The sequence below is a fragment of the Streptomyces sp. NRRL F-5727 genome (genome assembly GCF_000719555.1).
GTDB lineage: Bacteria > Actinomycetota > Actinomycetes > Streptomycetales > Streptomycetaceae > Streptomyces.
Genome location: NZ_JOGX01000059.1, coordinates 21,579 through 39,654 on the forward strand (window position 1 = coordinate 21,579; position 18,076 = coordinate 39,654).

At 71.1% G+C, this 18,076-nt stretch carries 18 protein-coding genes and 2 pseudogenes; 11 read left to right on the top strand and 9 right to left on the bottom strand.

The genetic code is table 11. From position 1 onward, the window contains the following. Positions 1-24: 24 nt before the first annotated feature. Positions 25-813: an SDR family oxidoreductase gene (locus tag IF73_RS0129930; protein ID WP_031013572.1), complete on the top strand. Its 789-nt coding sequence runs from the start codon at positions 25-27 to the stop codon at positions 811-813. 30 nt (positions 814-843) lie between these two features. On the opposite strand, the gene IF73_RS0129935 is transcribed toward IF73_RS0129930, so the two are convergent. Both IF73_RS0129935 and IF73_RS0129940 read right to left on the bottom strand, forming a co-directional pair. Beyond that, a complete protein-coding gene (locus IF73_RS0129935; protein WP_031013573.1) occupies positions 844-1,236 on the bottom strand; it encodes a DUF3052 family protein in 393 nt (130 codons plus the stop codon). A 123-nt stretch (positions 1,237-1,359) separates the two neighbouring features. Then, positions 1,360-2,475, bottom strand: a complete 1,116-nt coding sequence (locus IF73_RS0129940; protein WP_031013575.1) for an NADAR family protein — start codon at positions 2,473-2,475, stop codon at positions 1,360-1,362. A 424-nt stretch (positions 2,476-2,899) separates the two neighbouring features. Between IF73_RS0129940 and IF73_RS0129950 the strand changes: the two genes are divergently transcribed. Beyond that, a complete protein-coding gene (locus tag IF73_RS0129950) occupies positions 2,900-3,130 on the top strand; it encodes a hypothetical protein (protein ID WP_031013577.1) in 231 nt (76 codons plus the stop codon). Positions 3,131-3,160: 30 nt separating this feature from the next. Here IF73_RS0129950 and IF73_RS0129955 read toward each other — a convergent pair whose 3' ends face one another. Then, complete coding sequence (locus IF73_RS0129955; protein ID WP_031013578.1) at positions 3,161-3,907, bottom strand: AraC family transcriptional regulator; 747 nt, start codon at positions 3,905-3,907, stop codon at positions 3,161-3,163. A gap of 172 nt (positions 3,908-4,079) precedes the next feature. Here IF73_RS0129955 and IF73_RS0129960 point away from each other — a divergent pair, with 172 nt between their 5' ends. From IF73_RS0129960 to IF73_RS0129970, 3 genes are read left to right on the top strand one after another with little or no spacing between them, the layout of a single operon-like run. Then, positions 4,080-5,231: an MFS transporter gene (locus IF73_RS0129960; RefSeq protein ID WP_234338386.1), complete on the top strand. Its 1,152-nt coding sequence runs from the start codon at positions 4,080-4,082 to the stop codon at positions 5,229-5,231. A gap of 32 nt (positions 5,232-5,263) precedes the next feature. Beyond that, positions 5,264-5,617, top strand: a complete 354-nt coding sequence (locus IF73_RS0129965; protein WP_051717449.1) for an ArsR/SmtB family transcription factor — start codon at positions 5,264-5,266, stop codon at positions 5,615-5,617. Then, a complete protein-coding gene (locus tag IF73_RS0129970; protein WP_031013582.1) occupies positions 5,614-6,033 on the top strand; it encodes an SRPBCC family protein in 420 nt (139 codons plus the stop codon). The genes IF73_RS0129965 and IF73_RS0129970 overlap by 4 nt, the downstream gene beginning before the upstream one ends. Before the next feature lie 15 nt (positions 6,034-6,048). Here IF73_RS0129970 and IF73_RS41250 read toward each other — a convergent pair whose 3' ends face one another. Both IF73_RS41250 and IF73_RS0129980 read right to left on the bottom strand, forming a co-directional pair. Next, positions 6,049-6,195: a hypothetical protein gene (locus tag IF73_RS41250; protein ID WP_158822184.1), complete on the bottom strand. Its 147-nt coding sequence runs from the start codon at positions 6,193-6,195 to the stop codon at positions 6,049-6,051. Positions 6,196-6,369: 174 nt separating this feature from the next. Next, entirely contained in the window at positions 6,370-7,575 is a 1,206-nt protein-coding gene (locus tag IF73_RS0129980) for an alpha/beta hydrolase family protein (RefSeq protein WP_031013583.1), read from the bottom strand. A gap of 298 nt (positions 7,576-7,873) precedes the next feature. Here IF73_RS0129980 and IF73_RS0129985 point away from each other — a divergent pair, with 298 nt between their 5' ends. After that, entirely contained in the window at positions 7,874-8,599 is a 726-nt protein-coding gene (locus tag IF73_RS0129985) for a DUF4241 domain-containing protein (protein WP_031013586.1), read from the top strand. A gap of 5 nt (positions 8,600-8,604) precedes the next feature. Here the strand turns inward: IF73_RS0129985 and IF73_RS0129990 are convergent, their stop codons facing one another. Then, positions 8,605-9,501, bottom strand: a complete 897-nt coding sequence (locus IF73_RS0129990) for a helix-turn-helix transcriptional regulator (protein ID WP_031013600.1) — start codon at positions 9,499-9,501, stop codon at positions 8,605-8,607. A gap of 198 nt (positions 9,502-9,699) precedes the next feature. Here IF73_RS0129990 and IF73_RS0129995 point away from each other — a divergent pair, with 198 nt between their 5' ends. Next, positions 9,700-10,461 carry a nuclear transport factor 2 family protein gene (locus tag IF73_RS0129995; RefSeq protein ID WP_031013589.1) on the top strand — a complete coding sequence of 254 codons (762 nt, stop codon included), beginning with the start codon at positions 9,700-9,702 and terminating at the stop codon, positions 10,459-10,461. An 87-nt stretch (positions 10,462-10,548) separates the two neighbouring features. Further along, positions 10,549-10,929, top strand: coding sequence for a nuclear transport factor 2 family protein (locus IF73_RS0130000; protein WP_031013591.1), 381 nt, complete (start codon positions 10,549-10,551; stop codon positions 10,927-10,929). 404 nt (positions 10,930-11,333) lie between these two features. Here IF73_RS0130000 and IF73_RS38895 read toward each other — a convergent pair whose 3' ends face one another. Then, entirely contained in the window at positions 11,334-11,909 is a 576-nt protein-coding gene (locus tag IF73_RS38895) for an FAD-dependent oxidoreductase (RefSeq protein ID WP_051717451.1), read from the bottom strand. A gap of 308 nt (positions 11,910-12,217) precedes the next feature. On the opposite strand from IF73_RS38895, the gene IF73_RS0130010 reads away from it, so the two are divergent. The 3 genes and pseudogenes from IF73_RS0130010 to IF73_RS40685 all read left to right on the top strand — a co-directional run bounded on the left by IF73_RS0130010 (position 12,218) and on the right by IF73_RS40685 (position 15,687). Further along, the gene (locus IF73_RS0130010; RefSeq protein WP_037880936.1) at positions 12,218-13,783 is read left to right on the top strand and encodes an alpha/beta hydrolase; all 1,566 of its coding nucleotides are present in this window, start codon (positions 12,218-12,220) and stop codon (positions 13,781-13,783) included. A gap of 111 nt (positions 13,784-13,894) precedes the next feature. Then, positions 13,895-14,608, top strand: a complete 714-nt coding sequence (locus IF73_RS0130015; protein ID WP_031013595.1) for an alpha/beta fold hydrolase — start codon at positions 13,895-13,897, stop codon at positions 14,606-14,608. Between the two features lie 268 nt (positions 14,609-14,876). Next, positions 14,877-15,687 (top strand): annotated as a pseudogene (locus IF73_RS40685) (IS5 family transposase). A 6-nt stretch (positions 15,688-15,693) separates the two neighbouring features. On the opposite strand, the gene IF73_RS0130025 reads toward IF73_RS40685, so the two are convergent. Together IF73_RS0130025 and IF73_RS39925 are read right to left on the bottom strand one after the other, a co-directional pair. Continuing rightward, complete coding sequence (locus tag IF73_RS0130025) at positions 15,694-16,413, bottom strand: DUF2625 family protein (protein ID WP_031013598.1); 720 nt, start codon at positions 16,411-16,413, stop codon at positions 15,694-15,696. Between the two features lie 88 nt (positions 16,414-16,501). Then, positions 16,502-17,275: pseudogene (locus IF73_RS39925) on the bottom strand (IS5 family transposase). Between the last annotated feature and the right edge of the window lie 801 nt (positions 17,276-18,076).

An 18,076-nucleotide genomic window follows, 5' to 3' on the forward strand; every position in this document is an offset into this window, starting at 1 on the left:
CGCCGCGGATCCGACCATGGCGCGGTGACGCATCCAGACGAGCAGACCAGGTCCGACTCCCCACGACCGGTCGCGCTGGTGACCGGCGTCGGCCGCACCGTCGGCATCGGCGCGGGCGTGGCCCTGCGGCTGGCGCAGGCCGGATGGAACGTGGCCTTCACGTACTGGACGCCCTACGACGCCCGCATGGAGTGGGGCGTCGAGGCCGACGCGGCGGACACCATCGCCCGGTCCCTCGCGGAGCGGGGCGCCGACACGGCGGCGGTGGAGGCGGACCTCGCCGACCCGGGCGCCCCGGAGCGCGTCTTCGACGAGGTCGAGAAGCGCCTGGGCGGTGTCACCGCCCTGGTGATGTGCCACTGCGAGTCGGTCGACTCCGGGCTCCTCGACACGACCCTGGAGAGCTTCGACCGCCACTTCGCCGTGAACGCGCGCGCCACCTGGCTACTGATCCGCGAGTACGGCCGGCGCTTCGCCGGCACCCCGGGATCGGGCCGGATCATCGGCCTCACCAGCGACCACACCGTCGGCAACCTGCCGTACGGAGCCAGCAAGGGCGCCCTGGACCGCATCACCCTGGCCGCCGCCCACGAACTCGCCCACCTCGGGATCACGGCCAACGTCATCAACCCGGGCCCGGTCGACACCGGGTGGATGTCCGACGCCGTCCGGGACCAGATGCTGAGCCAGACGCCACTGGGCCGCCTGGGCACCCCGCAGGACACGGCGCACCTCGTGGACTTCCTCTGCTCGCCGGAAGGCCAGTGGGTCAACGGGCAACTCCTCAAGAGCAACGGCGGCTTGGCCGGCTGACCCGCCGCCGGGAGAGGTCCGGGAGAACCCCTACGACGCGGCGGGCATCCGCCCGATCCGATGCCCGACCCAACCGCCGAGGTCGACGCTCCCCGCATGCCGCAACCCCGCCGAGGCGGCCGCCTCGGCCATGTCGTCGACGGTCTCGTGGCCGGGCTTGCCGGCCCTCGGCGTCAGCACCCAGACCGCCCCGTCCTCGGACAACGGCCCGATGTCGTAGCGCAGTTCACTCGCGAGATCGCCGTCGCCCAACCGCCACCAGTACAGGACGACATCCACCACGACGTCGTCGTCCAGCAGCTCGGTTCCGGTCACCCGCCGGACGTCGTCCCTGAGGTCCGGATCGGTGTCGTCGTCCCAGCCGATCTCCCGTACGGTCTGTCCCGCCCGGAGCCCCATCCGCTCCGCGTGGTCCACCGTCATCCTCCCTACCTCCTCCGGCCGCGCGCGGACAGCCAAGCAGAGGCCCCGCGTCTGCGCCAGGCACGCGCCGGCCGATCCTGTGGGCGATCGAGCGCCGGTCACACGACCGGCCGGAAACGGTTCCTAGTCGACGTGGGCCTGGTCGGCCGCCAGCTCGGACCGGACGAGTTCCAGGAGGCGGCCCATCCAGTTCCGGCCCCGGCCTCCGTTGTCGCCCCAGAAGCCCGAGTCCGCGTCGTCGTAGATCAGGGTGGCGTCCCCCGTCGCCAGCAGGATCGCGGCGAGGTCGGGGTGCTGCTCGTACTTGGCGCGCAGCAGGCGGGCCATGACCGCCGTGCGGGTCCGCTCCCAGCCCTCGCGTCGCGTCGCTCCGGCCGCGAGGGTCTGCGCCCGCGCGCCCGTCTCCGCCGCGAGGACCGAGCTGCGCGCCTCCGGTTCGGCGACGGACTCGGCCCAGTAGGCGTGCGCGACCGACGGATAGGTGACGTCGTCCAGGGTGAGGGGCGCGGGGTAGTCATTGCGCAGGCACCGCTTGTCCGGGTGCTCGAGCGCGCGCTGGGGATACGAGTGCGGCAGCTTCACGGCGGGGGAGAAGGAGTGCGTCGCCCCGTCCGCCGGCACCCGCGAACGCGCCTTGGCCCGCCACCGGTCCCGTTCCTCGAAGTACGTGACGGCGTGGTCGTACTCCTTCTGGGAAACCGTTTCGTCGGGCCGGGAGGGAAGGGGACCGCCCGGCCCCGCCACCAGGACCTGCAGGGGACGGTCCTTGCGGTCCATGTCGCCGAGCGCGTAGTGACGCACGGTCTCGGGGATGGCCAGATAGGCGGCCCTGGCCGCGGAACGGTTCTCCTCCGTCCGGTCGGCGAGGAAGACATCCACCGCCGCCAGGCAGCGGCCGGTCGAGTCGGGGCGACCGTTCAGCTCGTCGACGGTGTCGCGGACCTCGGCGAGCAGCAGCTCCGGGGTCAGCCACGTGTCCGGCTCACCGAAGGTCCACCAGCCCAGGTGGTGCGCGGACGCCGAACCGCCGTCCGGAAGGCTGGTGGCCACCCACCCGCTGCGGAGCTTCTTCTCGAACTCGTCGAGCGTGACCAGGTCCCAGCAGTCGACGATGCCGTCGGCGTAGATGAAGAGGTCGGTGAGGAAGTAGGTGCCGCCGTTGCAGATGAACGCGTGGCGCCAGGTTCCGGGAACACGGACGCCGTCCGCCATGCGATGGGTGATCCGATTGCCGATCATCCCGCGATGATGCCCGACGGGCCTGCCGCGAGGCACGCCGATTTTTCCTGTCGCCGCAGATCAGACGCGGGGAAACGATCCAGCGACGACGCTCGGCTCCCTTGCCCTCGCCCAGGGGGACGACGCGGAGGCCGAGGGCCGCCAGGTATCCACGTGTCGCCCGTCCGTTCCGTATCGCAGCCGGAAGGTTCCCAAAAGGGTCGGCGACACCAGCGAAGTCGTCGCGGCGTTCGGCGACGACAACACCGCCACGGTCGAAGGCGACAACAGTCTCGCCGTCTCCCAGATCGGAAGCCGGAACACGTCCGAGGTCGAAGGCGACGACAGCATCGCGTTCGCCGTCCGCGGGAACGACAACACCGCCACGACCGTCGGGGACCTCAACGCCGCCTTCGCGAGCGTCGGTGACCGCAACACCGCCACGGTGACCGGCGAGCTCGGCTTCGCCTTCGCGGGCGGCGCACCGACACCGGGCGCCCCGTCCGGCAACGACGACACGGCGACCGTGAACGGCGACCGCAGCTCCGCCGTGGCGAGCCCGGGCGACCACAACACCGCCACCGTGGACGGCGACGACGGCAACGCTCTCGCGGAGGCCCCGCGGGGCTGCGCCGCCGAAGTCACCGGCGACGGACAGAACGTCGCGTGCCCTTGACCGCGGCCCACCCACCCGCCCGGGCGGCGCTCAACCCGCAGCCGTCCGGGCCCCAGGCGTGTGCCCGAAGGCGCGGCGGAAGACGTCGATGAAGGTACTGGCGGAGGACCAGCCGCACCGGTGCGCGACGGCGGTGACGGGCAGGTCCTCCGCGAGCAGGATCAGGGCGTGGTGGAGCCTGATCTGGGTGCGCCACTGGGGGTACGAGAGGCCGAGTTCGGCGCGCAGGCGGCGCGAGAGGGTGCGGGCGCTGGCACCGATTTGCCGGCCGAGCTCGTCGAGCGGGCGGTTGTCCGCCGGGTCGGCGCGCAGGATGGCGTGGAGCTCCCTGAGCAGGGGACCGGTGGGGGTCGGCAGGTGCAGCGGCTGCTCGGGGGAGACCCTCAACTGGTCGAGCATGACGGCGCGCAGCCGGAGACGCGGCGCGCTGTCGTCCCCCGGCGTGCGCGTGTAGGCGACGATGAGCTCCCGCAGGAGCGGACTGACGGCGAGGACGGCCGGCCGGTCGAGACCGAGCGGATTCTCCGTGGTGGGCAGGCCGACGAGATGGAGGTCGAGCTCGCCGTGGGCCTGGTGCTGGTGGACGGTGCCCGCCGGGATCCAGAGCGCGCGCGTGGCGGGAGCGACCCAGGAACCCGCGTCGGTCGTCACCGCGATGGTGCCCTGGCTCGCATAGGCGATCTGGTGATCGTCATGGCGGTGCGCGTCGATCTCGCCGCCGGACGCGAGACGTTGGGTACGGGTCGGCGCGACGGGAGTGTGGCGGATTTTCTGCATCACCTGGCAATCTATCGAAAGCACGACAGCGGCCGCCTCTCCCAGGATGGGGCGGGTGCGAAAGAACACCTCGATCCCAGCGCGGAACTCCTCGACTCCCCGGCGGAACTCCTCGACTCCCCGGCAGAACTCCTCGACTCCCTTGCAGAGCACCTCGATCCCTCTGCTGGCGGTGGGCCACGCCTGCGTCGATGTCTACCAGGGCGCCGTCGCGGCGCTCATCCCGTTCTTCGTGGCCGAACGCCACTACACCTACGCGATCGCCTCCGGCATCGTGCTGGCCGCGTCCCTGCTGTCGTCGGTGGCCCAGCCGCTGTTCGGCGCGCTCACCGACCGCTGGCCGATGCCCTGGCTGCTGCCCGCGAGCACCCTGCTGAGCGGCGTGGGCATCGCGCTGAGCGGCCTGGGTGACTCGTACGCCCTGACCCTGGTCTTCGTGGCGGTCTCCGGCGTCGGCGTGGCCGCCTACCACCCGGAGTCCGCCCGGGTGGCCCGCCTGGCGAGCCGGGGCAGCCACCGCGCGATGAGCTGGTTCTCCCTCGGCGGCAACATCGGCTTCGCGCTCGCCCCGCTCCTGGTGTCCGCCGCGATCGGCCACGGCTCCCTGCGCTGGACACCGGTCCTGGTCCTGCCCGCGCTCGTCGGCGCCGCCCTGACCGTGCCCGTGCTCCAGCTGTACGCCCGGCCCCGGGGCGGTACCACCAAGAAGCCCCCGGGCAGGGGCGCCGACGACGTGGCCTCGTTCGTGAGACTGTCCCTGGCGGTCGTCTTCCGCTCCGTCGTCTTCACCGGCCTGAGCACCTTCATCGCCCTCTACGCCCGGCAGCGCACCCAGGGCAGCGCCACCGCCGGAACCGTCGCCCTGTTCCTGCTCTTCCTCGGAGGCGCGGTCGGCTCGGTCCTGGGCGGTGCGCTGGCGGACCGCTACGACCGGGTCCGGGTGTGCCGCTGGTCCTACCTGCTGTCGATCGCCGCCGTCGCCGGAGTGATCCACGCGCCGGGCCCGGCCATGTTCCTCTGCGTCGCCCTCACCTCCGCCGGCCTGTACGTCCCCTTCTCCCTCCAGGTCACGCTCGGCCAGGACTACCTGCCCTCCCGCGTCGGCACCGCGGGCGGCGTCACCCTCGGCCTCACCGTCAGCATCGGCGGCCTCGTCAGCCCGCTCCTGGGGCACCTGGCCGACACCACCTCCCTCCGCACCGCCCTCACCCCCCTGATCGCCATGCCCGCCCTCAGCTGGCTCCTCTTCCGTGCCCTGCCCGAACCCACCGCGCCGGCTGTGACCGGCAAGACCCCACCCCGAGAACGCGTCGGAAATTCTTGACGCGTCGGATTTCTCCGACGCATACTCGTCCCATGCCTACCGACGTGTTCGGCGTGCTCGCCAACCCGGTCCGCCGCAGACTGCTGGAGAGCCTGCGGGAAGGCCCCCGCCCCACAGGGGAGCTGGCGGCCCTGTTCGAACTCGGCAGACCGGCGGTCTCCGAGCACCTGGCGGTGCTCCGGACCGCCGGACTGGTACGCGAGGAACCCCGCGGCCGGCACCGCTTCTACCACCTCGAACCGGCCCGGCTGGCCGAGGTGAGCGAGTGGCTGCACCCGTTCGAGCACTACTGGAGACAGCGCATGGACGCGCTCTCCGACCTCCTCGACGAAGAAGCCGACGAAGAAGACGGCGAACAAGCCGACGAACAAGGACACAAGAAATGACCCAGCACGACACGACCGACACCATCACCTGCGAGAAGTCCCTGTCCCACCCCCCGGCGGCGGTGTGGAAGGCCCTGACCGACCCCGCACTGCACGCCCGCTGGTGGGCCGCTGGCGACATCAAGCCCGTCGTCGGACACCGCTTCACCCTCGACATGGGCACCTTCGGCAGCCAGCCCTGCGAGGTGACCGCCGTCGAGGACGAACGCCTCCTCGCGTACCGCTTCGCCGAAGGCACCCTCGACACCACCATCACCTGGACGCTCCACCCGCAGGGCGAGGGCACCCTCCTCGTCCTCACCCACGCCGGCTTCGACCTCGACTCCCCGATGGGCCGACAGGCGTACGCAGGCATGGGGAAGGGCTGGCCCCACGTCCTGGACCGCCTCGACGCCGCCCTGGCCGAGACCGCCTGACGCGCGACCGAACCGCTACCCGGCGGACGCGGCGGGCGCGAGGCCGTCCTGCGCCTCCTGGGCGCGAGCCGCCGCCATCTTCATCCACCTCTCCAGCGTCTCGACCTGGACCTCGGAGCCGTTCCTGCCCTTCTCCTCCACGGCGACGACGGCGGTGCCCACCTGGACGAGCGCCTGACCCAGGTGACCCGGTACCTCGAAGGCAGCCGACTCCTGGCCGAGCGCCGGTACGGCCGGCGGCTTGGCCTCACTGTTCGCTCGGGCTCCGCGATGATCTCCGCGGCGGGCCCGGTGAACCGGGCCCGCCCCTCCCATGTGCCGCCTGTCGTTCTCGCCTCAGGGGCGGTGGAAGTGAACCTCCGGGTGCGCCGGGTCCGGCCCGTCGAGCAGCGGCTGCTCCCGGTCCCGCAGGTGCTGGTCGAAGAAGGCGGCGACGTACGCGCGGGTCACCGCCACCGCGCGCTCGGCCGCGAGGTCGCCGTAGGGGAGACCGAGGTGGCGGAGGAGTACGGGCGCGTCGCTGAAGCCGAGGTGGTCGGCGCGGTCGACGGTCAGCCAGTACTTGTCGCCGCTCAGCCCCTTCCAGGTGGTGTCCCACGACGCGTCCCCGCTGTTCGGCCGGTGGTGCGCGTCCGCACCCAGCAGCAGGAAGGGACGGCCGCCGAGCCCGTCGGCGGGCAGCGTGTCCCAGAAGGTGCCGTCCATGTTCACCCCGGCGTCGATCCGCCGGTCGGCGGCCATGGCGGGAACCGCGCTCGCGCCGCCGACCGAGTGGCCGGCCATGCCGATCCGGTTCGCGTCGATGGAGGACGCGTACTTCCAGGCGGGCCGCGAGCCGGTCAGCCGGTCCAGGACGAACCGGGTGTCCGCGGCGCGGGTCCCGGTCACCAGCGTGCCCTTGGACCAGCCGCTGTCCCCCATCACGGTGCAGGCGACACAGGTCAGGGTCCGCCCGCCCGGGAACGACGTCCCGGACGACTCGTAGGCATGGTCGAGCGAGGCGACGACGTAACCGCGGGAGGCGAGGTCCTCGGCGAGGCTGGTGAGCGTGTACCGCGCCATGCCGAAGCCCGGCGAAAGCACCACGAGAGGGTGCCGCCCCGGCGCGGGACGCACCTCCGCCGCACTGTACGTACGGGCCCGCGCCACCTGCCGCTCCAGCGCCGGGTCGTCGACCGACACGGCCTCGAGCAACAGCCGGGCCTCGTCGTCCGTGGCGTACCGCGCGGGCCGACCCGGACGGGACGCGGGGTAGTGCAGCGTCACCATGAGCTCGCGCGCGTCCGCCGTCGGCACCCAGGGATCGGTCCGGGACCGGTCCACGAGGTGCAGCACGGAACTCCCCACCCCGTACGACCCGGTGGGCGCCGGCATCCGCAGCCGCTCGTCGCCTCGATCGGGAGCGACGGCCGTGCTCCCCGAAGCAGCGGACAGACCAGAAGGAACGGACGGGGTCGAAGCGGCAGAGGCGGTGGTGGCGGCAGGTAAGACGACCGCGCAGGCGAGGAGGGCGGTGGCCGCCGCCCGAATCATTTTGTTCATGCCGAGGACGCTACGTTCCCCCTCCGGACGCCCGCGTCCTCCCACGGTCGCAACCCCTCACACGCACGGTACGACCCGGGTCGGACGCACGGTAGTCCTGGCTGCCCAGGTCAGTCTTGCCGCCCCGTCAGATCCTCGTACGAAGAGGCGAGTTCACCAGAACGCGCGAGACGACGCCCCTGGCGAACCCGCCCCGAGCACGCGGCCTCCTGGCCGTAACCCGGCGCCGCACGTAGGCTGCTCCCCGCGCACCGCCCAGGTGCTCACCGCGCTCGGCGAGAGGGGGGGGGGAGGAGCCATGACGTGGGTCGGCGATCCTCGGCTGGCGGCCGGGACCGAGGCCGCCCGGTACCTGGACGCGGCTTTCACACCCGGCGCCCGCCTCGGCACGGTGTACGACGATCCGACCACGCCCGTCGTCGTGACGAGGGTCGAGCAAGTGGCCACCCTGCGCGTCCCCAGCGGCCGTCTCGTCGTCGACGCCCCCTGGCACGACGACGACGCGTGGCGGTACGAGCGCGGGCTGCCGACGAGACCCCCGCGCGAACTGGCGGTGGGCATCCCGGCGGGCGCGCACCCGGTGGACGTCGCCTGGACGGCCGGCCCGTACGAGTTCCTCGGCCGACACTTCGAGGGCATCGAGTGCGCCGCGACGCGGCTGCGCCTCCACGACGAGCCGGTGGTCGCGTGGGAGATGGGCCTGGGCGTCGACGACGACATCGACGGCCTCCAGCCGGGCGATTCGTTCCGTTTCGCCTCCGACGCCAATGTCGGCTGTTTCGCCGACGCCGGCGCGTGGACGACTCTCTCGGCACCTTTCCGCACGTACGTGGACGGCAGCCCCGTCCCACGCGAGACGGAACGGCTGCCCCACGAAGGCGAGCGGGTGCGTGACGACTCGCGCCAGGCCGATCTGGTCACGTTCAGCGCCGAGAGCGGCGGCATCGTCTGGGTGGGCCGCACCGGGAGCGGCGACGTGGCCGCCGTCGTCGTCACCACCGGCCTGCACGGAGCCGAAGCCTGAGCGCCTCAGGGCGCGGAGTGTCCCCGTACCGAGTCGCGAAAGGCGATCGGGGTCTGCCCGGTGCGGTGGTGGAAGTACCTGCTGAAGTGGGTGGCGCTGGAGAACCCGAGGCGGCCCGCGATCTGGGCGGCCGTCTGGTCGCTGTGAGCCAGCAGTCGCTTGGCCTCCAGCACGACCCGGCGGTCGACGAACTCCTTGGCGCCCACGCCGGCGAAGACCAGGGTGGCGCGCGACAGGGTACGTGCCGAATAGCCCAGCGCCCCCGCGTAGTCCTCCACCCGGCGAGTCCGGGCGAAGTCCCTCTCCACGGCGTCGCGGAACCGCAGATAGGTCGCGTCGGCCTCGGGAACCGGCCCGCCGACGGGCGCGGTGAGGTGCGCGAGGCGCAGGACCAGCACGGCGAGCAGATGGCGCAGCGCCGCGGTGTGGACCTCCAGCGGCAGATGCCCGAGGGACCGGAACTCGGTGGTGAGGTGATCGGCGGCCAGCCGGAGGGCGGAGGCGTCGCCGGGCAGGGGCCGTAGCAGCACAGGAGCGTGCGGGTCCTCGACGCGCGCGCCGGCGGAGGTCGCGGGGTCCAGGAAGTCCTGGCGGAAGAGGACCAGGGTCCCTTCGGCGCGGCCGAGGTCGCCCCACTGTTGCACCTGCCCGGGGCGCACCCACAGCCAGGTGCCCGGTTCGAGGCTGTGGGCGGTGAAGTCGACGGTGTGCCGCAGGGCCCCGTCGGCCAGGGTGATCAGGTGATGGAAGTCCGGCCGCTGGGGCGCCGCGAGCCGCCCGGCGGGCACCCTGCGGCGCAGCTCGGCGAGGGACAGCACCTCGACGCCGGCGGGGGTGCCCACGGGGGCGGTGAAGGAGACCTCGGGGATCCCGATCTCGGCATCGTGTCGTTTTTTGACCATCGTGAGTCGCCAGCGTATCCGCTTCAGGCCGCTCAGCCCCCCAACACTTGGAGGTGTGCGCTCCTCGACATCAGGGAGATGTCGGAAAGGAGCAAGGCTGGCTGCGACCCGTGCGGACACCCGCGGGAGCCGCGACCCCCACCCCACACCCCACGCCCTCGACCTCCACCCCCACCCCGATCCGCAAGGAGACCCGCAATGAGCAGCACCAAGAACACCGTCCTGACCGCCGTCGGCGAGCTCTTCGGGAAGAAGGACCCGGGCGCGGTGGACCGCTGGGTCGCCGCCGACTACCGCCAGCACAGCGCCCTGGCGGCGGACGGTCCGGAGGCCCTGCGCACCCTGGTCGCCGGACTGCCCGAGGGCTTCCGGTACGTGGGCGCCCGCGTGATCGCCGACGGCGACCTGGTCGCCCTCCACGGCACGTACCACGGCTTCGGCCCCGACCCGCTGGTCGCCTTCGACATCTTCCGCGTCGACGCCGACGGAAAGCTCGCCGAGCACTGGGACGCCCTCACCCCGCTGATCGGGGACACCGCCTCCGGCCGCTCCCAGACCGACGGTCCCACCGAGCCCACCGACCCGCACCTGACCGAGGCCAACCGGGCCCTGGTCCTTGAGTTCGCGGAGAAGGTCCTGAAGGGCGCCGACTACACGGTCCTGACGGACTACGTCTCGACCGAGACGTACCACCAGCACAACCCCGAGGCGGCCGACGGCCTCGACGGCTTCGGCGCCGCCGCCGCGAAGTGGGCCGAACAGGGCAAGGACCTCGTCTACAAGAAGGTGCACAAGGTCATCGCCGAGGGCGACCTCGTCCTGCTCCAGTCCGAGGGCGAGTTCGGCACCCCCGTCGCGTACTACGACCTCTTCCGCGTCCAGGGCGGCAAGATCGTCGAGCACTGGGACGTCATCACCCCGGTTCCCGCCGAGCTGCCGCACTCCAACGGCCTGTTCTGAGGCGCCCGGCAGGCCCCCGGCAGGCCCCCGGCACCTGCTCGCCACACTCACCATGCCGGACCCGGCACCCGACCCTACGGTGGCACCATGAACGACCCGGAGAAGAACAAGGCCGCCGCCAAGGCGTTCTACGACCTCATGTTCAACGAATGCCGCCCGGCCGAGGCCATCGACCGGTACGCCGGCGATACCTACACCCAGCACAACCCCCACGTCGCCGACGGCAAACAGGCGTTCGTCGAGTACTTCGAACGCATGGCCGCCGAGTACCCGGGAAAGCGCGTCACCTTCAAGCGCGCTTTCGCCGAGGGCGACCACGTCATCCTGCACTGCCACCAGATCTGGCCCGAGGAGGAGTACGCGGGCATCGACATCTTCCGCTTCGACGCCCACGGCAAGATCGTCGAACACTGGGACGTCCTCCAGGTCATCCCGCCCACTTCCAAGAACGACAACACCATGTTCTAGCCCTCCGCACCCCTGCGGAGGGCAGGACAACCGAACAACACCCCCCCTCGACGAAGCGACACAGCCCCCGGCTCCTGACATTGCACCCCCGCCGCTCCCACTCACCGGCTGATCCTGCGCGAGACAGTCACGGCAGCGACCTGGTCCGGGATGCGGATGACGTGGATGCCGCTCCACCCCGAACGTGCAGATCAACTCCGCGATCACTGCGCCCACACGACTGCCGACGTACACACCCACCGCGGTGTCGTCCTCGCGAGCGAGCTGCCGGACGCCGGCACGTCGGCCGAGCCTGACGCAAGCCCTGGTGTAGGCCAGATGGATCACCGTCGGCCGCACTGCCGCCATGTGGCTCAACACAGTGTCTGAGGCTTGTGCGCCGAGGGATCCGGCGGCAGAACCGCTCATCCGCAGCGGTCGGCCCGACGGCACGACGGAATCGCCGGCCTCGACGACGCGGTCAGCGTCCCGTCGGTGAGCAGACTGCGGAGTGGCTCGGTGCGCAGCCCGCCCACCGCCGCAGATCGGGTACGCCGAACCCCGCCGGCCCAGATGGACAGCGCGCTCGGCCGCACCGCACCGTCGGCAGGGCCGCCGCCGGAACCGTCGTCGAGGACGACCTCGTCCTGCCACACCTCGCTCACCGAGACTCCTTCGAGCACCGCGACACCGTGCCGGAACAGCCACGCACGCGGCGATGCAGCGGCGACCGCCCGCGCTGAACGTGGGGGCCAGGACGCGCCCGCACACCAGCGTGACCGCGCGTTCCCCTCGGCCGGCTCGGCGGCCCTCTCGATGCCGGTCAGCCCGCCGCCGACGACGGTGACCGGAGCGTCACGGGGCACCACGTCCAGCGTGGCGCGCAGCCGCTCGGCAACCTCGAATTCGACGAGGGGTACGGCGAATTCGGCCGCGCCCGGCACGGACGGCGGCGTCCCTGCGGTGCTGCCCACCGCGTCCACGTCGTGGTCGTAGTCCAAGACGCGGCCCGACGCCAGTCACACGCGCTGTGTGGCGGTGTCGATGGGCGTGGCGCGGTCGACGACGAGCTCGAATCCGCCACCCCAGGCCGAAGGCGACAGCGGAGCTGTCGGAGACGCTGAGGCAAGGCGGCGAGACGGCGAGGCGCCGAGCCACACGTCGGGGCCCCGGCCAGGACGGGCCGGAAGGCCCGGAGCCGACCGCATCCCGTGGCGCCACCACCCTCAGTCCTTTTCAGGGGACACCCCGACCGATTTCGGGGCTTTCCCTGAAGCATCCAACGCACCCACCGCCATAGCGTTCGAGCATGGCAACTTCCCGACGCAGCCCCTCATTACTGGCACTGGCGGTCGTGCTGGCCGCCACCGCGACGACGACCACCGCCACCGCGTCAACAACCGCCCCCGCCACGCCCACCGCCCCGGCCACCGCTCTCCACCCACTGGCCCGCTTCCACAACCAGCGCATCGACTGGCATGCCTGCACCCTCGGCGCCGACGACGGAGTCGGCCGGGCGCTGGACGCCGCCGGTGCCCGGTGCGCCGACATCACCGTGCCACTGAACTACGCCGAGCCCGAGGGTCGTACCCTCACCGTCGCCGTCTCCCGCCTGAAGGCCACCGACACCGCCCACCGCGTCGGCCCGCTCCTGCTCAACGACGGCGGACCGGCCGGCCCCGGCCTCCAGATGCCCCTGACCAAGTCGGGGGCGATGGGAGAGGTCGCCCACCGCTTCGACCTGATCGGCATGGACCCGCGCTTCGTCGGCCGCAGCACCCCGCTGGACTGCGGCTGGGACCTCGGTTCCGCGCTCCTCCGCTCCGCCGGCGCCGACCGGGCGGCGTACCGCGAGGAGGTCGCCCTCGCACGCGACCTCGCCGAGCGCTGCGAGCGTACGAACGGCGACGTGCTGCCGTACGTCACCACGCGCAACACCGCTCGCGACATGGACGTCATCCGCGCCGCCCTCCGCGAGGACACCCTCTCCTACCTCGGCTACTCCTACGGCAGCTACCTCGGCGAGGTCTACACACAGCTCTTCCCCGGCCGCACCGACCGTATGGTGCTCGACGGCGTCAACAGCCCGGAGCACTACACCCAGACCCTTCTCCGCGGAACCGAGGCGGCCAGCCAAGCAGCCCTGCACGCCTGGGCGTCATGGGCCGCCGAACGACACGACACCTACAGCCTCGGCCGGACGCGCTCCGAGGTCCTGGCGACGGTGGAGCACATCCTCGACGCCGCAGCGCAGCAGCCACTCCGCATCGGCACGACGCACGTCCTGGACGAGCACGTCCTCCCCGCCCTCCTCATCGGCGGCCTGGGCAGCGACCTCGAAGCGCGGCGCGCCGACCTGGCCACGACCGTCCGCCTCCTGGCGCGCGCAGCGGACCGGCAGCCGGTAGAGCCCTCCGAAGCACTCTCCGGACAGCTGGAGTTCCTGCTGACAGCGACCGGTTCCGCCTCCTCCAGCCAGATGACCGCGATCGTCTGCGGTGACGTGGCCGAGCGCCGCGGCGTAGGCAGCTACTGGCGTGCCGTCGAAAGGTCCCGCGAGCGCTACCCCCTCCCCGGCCCCCTGGCCAACAACATCACCCCCTGCGAATTCTGGGACCACCCCACCGAAGCCCCGACCGTGCTCGACAACGACGTCCCCGCCCTGCTCGTGAACGCCACAGGCGACCCCCGCACCCTCTACGCCGGCGCCGAGGCCGTACGCGACCAGTGGCCGAGCTCCCGCCTGCTCACCGTAGAAGGCTCCCGCCAGCACGGCCTGTACGGCGAATACGGCAACGCCTGCGTCGACCAACAGGTCAACACCTACCTCCGCACGGCCCGTCTCCCCACAGAAGACCCGACCTGCGAGGCATGACACGCCCGCCGCCAGGGCCCAGGGACCCCGAGCTCCACGCCCCGCGGCGATCACCCCCAGCATCGAAAGGATCTTCTACGGATCGTCGGGCTGCCCGGCTACGGTACGGGCATGGTGAATTACGTGCTGGTTGCAGGTGCGCGGCTCGGGGCGTGGGCGTGGGATGAGGTGGTTCCCTACCTGCGTGCAGCCGGCCACGGCGTGTACCCGCTGACGCTGTCCGGTCTTGCTGAGAAGCGGGGCGTACACGCGAGTCAAGCGACCCACGTCCAGGACATCGTTTCCGAAGTAGAACGCCAGGGCCTGCGCGACGTGGTCCTGGTCGGTCACAGCTACTCAGGCATCCCGGTCGGCCAGGCCGCGGAGCGGATCGGCGATCGGCTGAACCGCGTCGTATTCGTCGACTCGAGCATTCCGAGTGACGGCGAATCGTTCGTCTCCGCCTGGCCAGATGGTGGGGCGGCAGTAGAGGCATCGATTGCCGAGAACGGCGGGTTCTGGCCGCTCGTGCCGGCTGCTCACTATGACGGCGAGGGTCTCACCGACGAACAGATCGCACGACTCGTCCGTGGCGCAACGCCCCACCCGGGCGCCACGCTGACCGAGCCCGCCGTGCTCGCAGGGCCGCTCAGCGAACTCCCGGCGACATACATCCTCTGTCTGCCCGACGGAGCCGAGTCCGCCGACGCCGAACCAGACGAGGACGTGACCAAGCTGCTGAACAGCAAGCACTGGCGGCTCGCCAGGATGAACACCGGCCATTGGCCGATGTTCTCCCAGCCGCGTGAACTGGCGCAGATCCTCATCGACTCGGCCGCGGAGTAACCACCCTTCCACGTTGCGGGCCCACGGGACAGGCGGACCATCCTCAACACGAGCTCGAACTGCGGCGAGCCGCCGCGCTACCCGGCGGTTGTTCACGATCGACATGCCTTCGGGCCCTGCTCAACGACCCAGGGCTCCGGCGTAGTCGCATTACGTCCGGTCCGTGACCATCCGGGGAGCGAGGGGGCGACGAGGGGCCCGGGCGTGGCGGCGGAGATCGGCCGCGATGCCCTCCGCCCCGGCCCTGCCTGGCGCTCCGACGGCGATGCTGCGCAGGGGTCTCGTTGAGCGGCCGGTGCCTGACGAGCTGTGGGTGCTGTTCAGGCGGGTGGTGCAGCCGACGGTGGTGGTGCGTCCGCAGGGCGGGGGACGGCGCCCGGCGGGTGATCGTGAAGCCTTGTCCGCGATCATCTTCGAGGCGACGTCGGGCTGCACGTGGCGGCAGCTGCCGACGGTGTTTGGCCCCGCCTGGCCCACGGCCTACCGCCGGTTCGCCCAGGGGAGCCGGGACCGGGTCTGGGCCCGGCTCTACCACGTGATCCTCGACGAACTCGGGAGCGCGGGGAGTGCTGGACTGGTCGAGGTGTGCGATCGACTCCGTCAGTCTGCGGGCCGCGAAAGGGGGCCGTTGACCGGACCGAATCCGACCGACCGCGGCAAGTTGGTATCGCAGATGCACCTGATCACCGACCGGAACGGACTGCCCTTGTGACTGGGAATCTCCGGCGCGAACACGCACGACAGCCTGGGCCTGGAACCTCTCGTCCGCGGCATCCCGCCCATCAGCTCCCGCCGCGGGCCGCGCCGACAATGGCCTGGCAACCTCCATGGCGACAAGGGGTACGACTACGACCGCCCGCGAAGGTGGCTGCTCCCGCCACATCACCCCGCGCATCGCTCGGAAGGAAATCGAACCCTCTCAGCGCCTGGGCCGTCACCGTTGGACCGTGGAGCGAACGGTGGCCTGGCTCGCTGGATGCCGCCGTCTGCACCGCCGCTACGAGCGCAAGGCCGAACACTTCCTCGCGTTCGCCGGCAGCGCCGCAACCCTCACCTGCTGTCGGCGTCTGGACGGGTGAGCCGGATCATGCGACCCCGAGGAAGCCCGGGTCGGCGCCATCGAAGTGAAGGCACGAGTCGCGGCTCATGCCGAGGAGTGCCGCCATGGGCGCCGCGCGACGGCTGGCCGCTTGCAGATTCTGGCGGGCTTCGGCCGACCACAACGGCGGGAAGAACGACAACCCCTGCCGACCGTCCAGCACAGAGACCTCGCTACGCCAGCCGTCCCACCGCAGGCCTTCGTAGAACTCCTGAAGCCCTCCGGAGAAGACCCAAGACAGCCATGCCGAGTGGCCGGCGCCCAAAGCCTCCCAGCGGAGCGCATCCGGTGCGAAGTAGACGATCTCGCCTGGCTCGCCGGGCCGCCCAGACTCACGGGGGTTACCCCCGTTGAGGGCGAAGACCCCGCCGAGCACGTCGTGCGCAACCACGAGACCAGCACCGGGCCGCCATGAGGGATCGAACGTCGAGGGCATCGCGTTGACCTCGGCCAGGCCAGGCAGTCCGGCCTCGCTCGGACTGCCAAAAATCCGAAGCCATCCACCGTCCACGAGCAGACCGCCGCAGTTCAGTACGATGCCGCCCAAATTCGACCGGGCGGAGACCTGCAACTGCAGCAGGGAGGCTCGGCCTGCCATGGGATCGCCGAGTAGCACCTCAACTGGTACGTCGGTGCCGGCCAGGTCCTGAAGAAGGATCGGCCATGCAGGGTCGTCGACGTTGATCAGTTCATTGTGGTCGCGCATCTCCGCATCGTCGCACCAAGGTCGAGACGCGCACTCCGCCGGGGCACCTGGACTTCGATTCACCAATCGAGACCATCTCTAAGAGGTCCTAACAAAGGCGTTGGACGTGTCGGTGGGTGATGAGGCAGGTGGCGAGGCCGAGGAAGGCTTCGTGGATGTCGTCGCGCCGTTCCCATCGGACGCGGAGGCGCCGGAAGCCGTGGAACCAGGCGATGGTGCGTTCGACGACCCAGCGATGGACGCCGAGGCCGGAGCCGTGCGGGACGCCACGCCGGGCGATGACCGGCTTGATGCCCTGGGCCCGGACGAGACGGCGGTAGTTGTCGTGGTCGTAGCCGCGGTCGGCCAGCAGCACGTCCGGCCGTCACCCGGGCCGGCCGACCAGGCCGGCAACGGACGGGATCTTCGCAAACAGGGGCATCAGCTGGGTGACATCGTTGCGGTTGCCGCCGGTCAGGGACACGGCGAGCGGGATGCCCTGTCCGTCGACGAGGATGTGGTGCTTGCTGCCCAGACGTGCTCGGTCGACCGGGCTGGGTCCGCTTTTGGGCCCGTCGAGCGGCCCGGACGTGGCTGGAGTCGATCACCGCCCGCGACCAGTTGAGCTGCTTGGCCGACCGCAGCTTCTTGAGTCAGGACCAGATGGAGCTGGTCCCAGACGCCGGCCTCGTTCCAGGCGGCGAGCCGTCGCCAGCGTCATGCCCGAGCCGAAGCCGAGCTCCTAGGGCGGGTACTCCCACTGGATCCCGGTGTGCAGCACGAACAGGATCCCGCACAGAGCCTGCCGGTCCGGCACCCGCGACCGTCCCGCCACCAGCTTCGGCGCCGGAACCGGCAACAACGGCTCGGCCAGCGACCACAGTTCATCCTAGACGATCCACGGCCGTGAGTTCCTCCTCGCCACGAACGGACCAACGAACAACCAAGCCGACAGTCACATGATCAACAGCTTCTGTTAGGACCGCTAAGGAAGTGGCGGAGCTGGCCCGGCATCCGGTTGAACAGATTGGTTGGTGATGCTGGCCTCCTTGCCGGAGGCCCGAGTGCGACTGTGTAGGCAGCCTCCACGGCCTGGGTGGGGGCAGTGCAGTCGGTCGTGAGCTGTCCGAGTAGGGCGAACGTCTGTTCGTCGAGCGCGTCTGCGGCAAGCTCTGGCTGACGGCCCAGTCGGTGCGGAGCCTCACGCAGCCGCTCGAGGTCCGACTCGATGCCGCGCTTGCGGCAGGCGCGCTTGAGCGGCCGCCGTGATCTGGGCGTGAGGCGGGCTCGGCCTCCGGTCGGCACATTCCAGGGCCGCGGGATAGTAATTGCGTAGCAGCGCGCGGAGCCGGTTGGCGACCGACTGCCGGTTCCAGACCGAGTCCTGTTGAGTGCGGGCGATCACGGCAATGGCACGGACCAGGTTGCTGTCGTTCGGCAGCGACTGATGCGGGCGTGACATGCACGTCCGTGCGCAGGCTGTTCGCCAGGACCAGGGCCGTAGCCAGGGTCGGACACCCCTACGTAGACAGCGGTGAGCCCGGTGTGGCCGAAGTTGACACGCGTTCGTCGGGTGCGTAGTGTCCTCCGAGTTGTCCGACGTGAGCACCGACTCCGGTCGGCCCCGGACAGCCACTCCGCAAGAACCACTGAGCCTGACGGCTGCGATTCGTCGTGCCGTTCT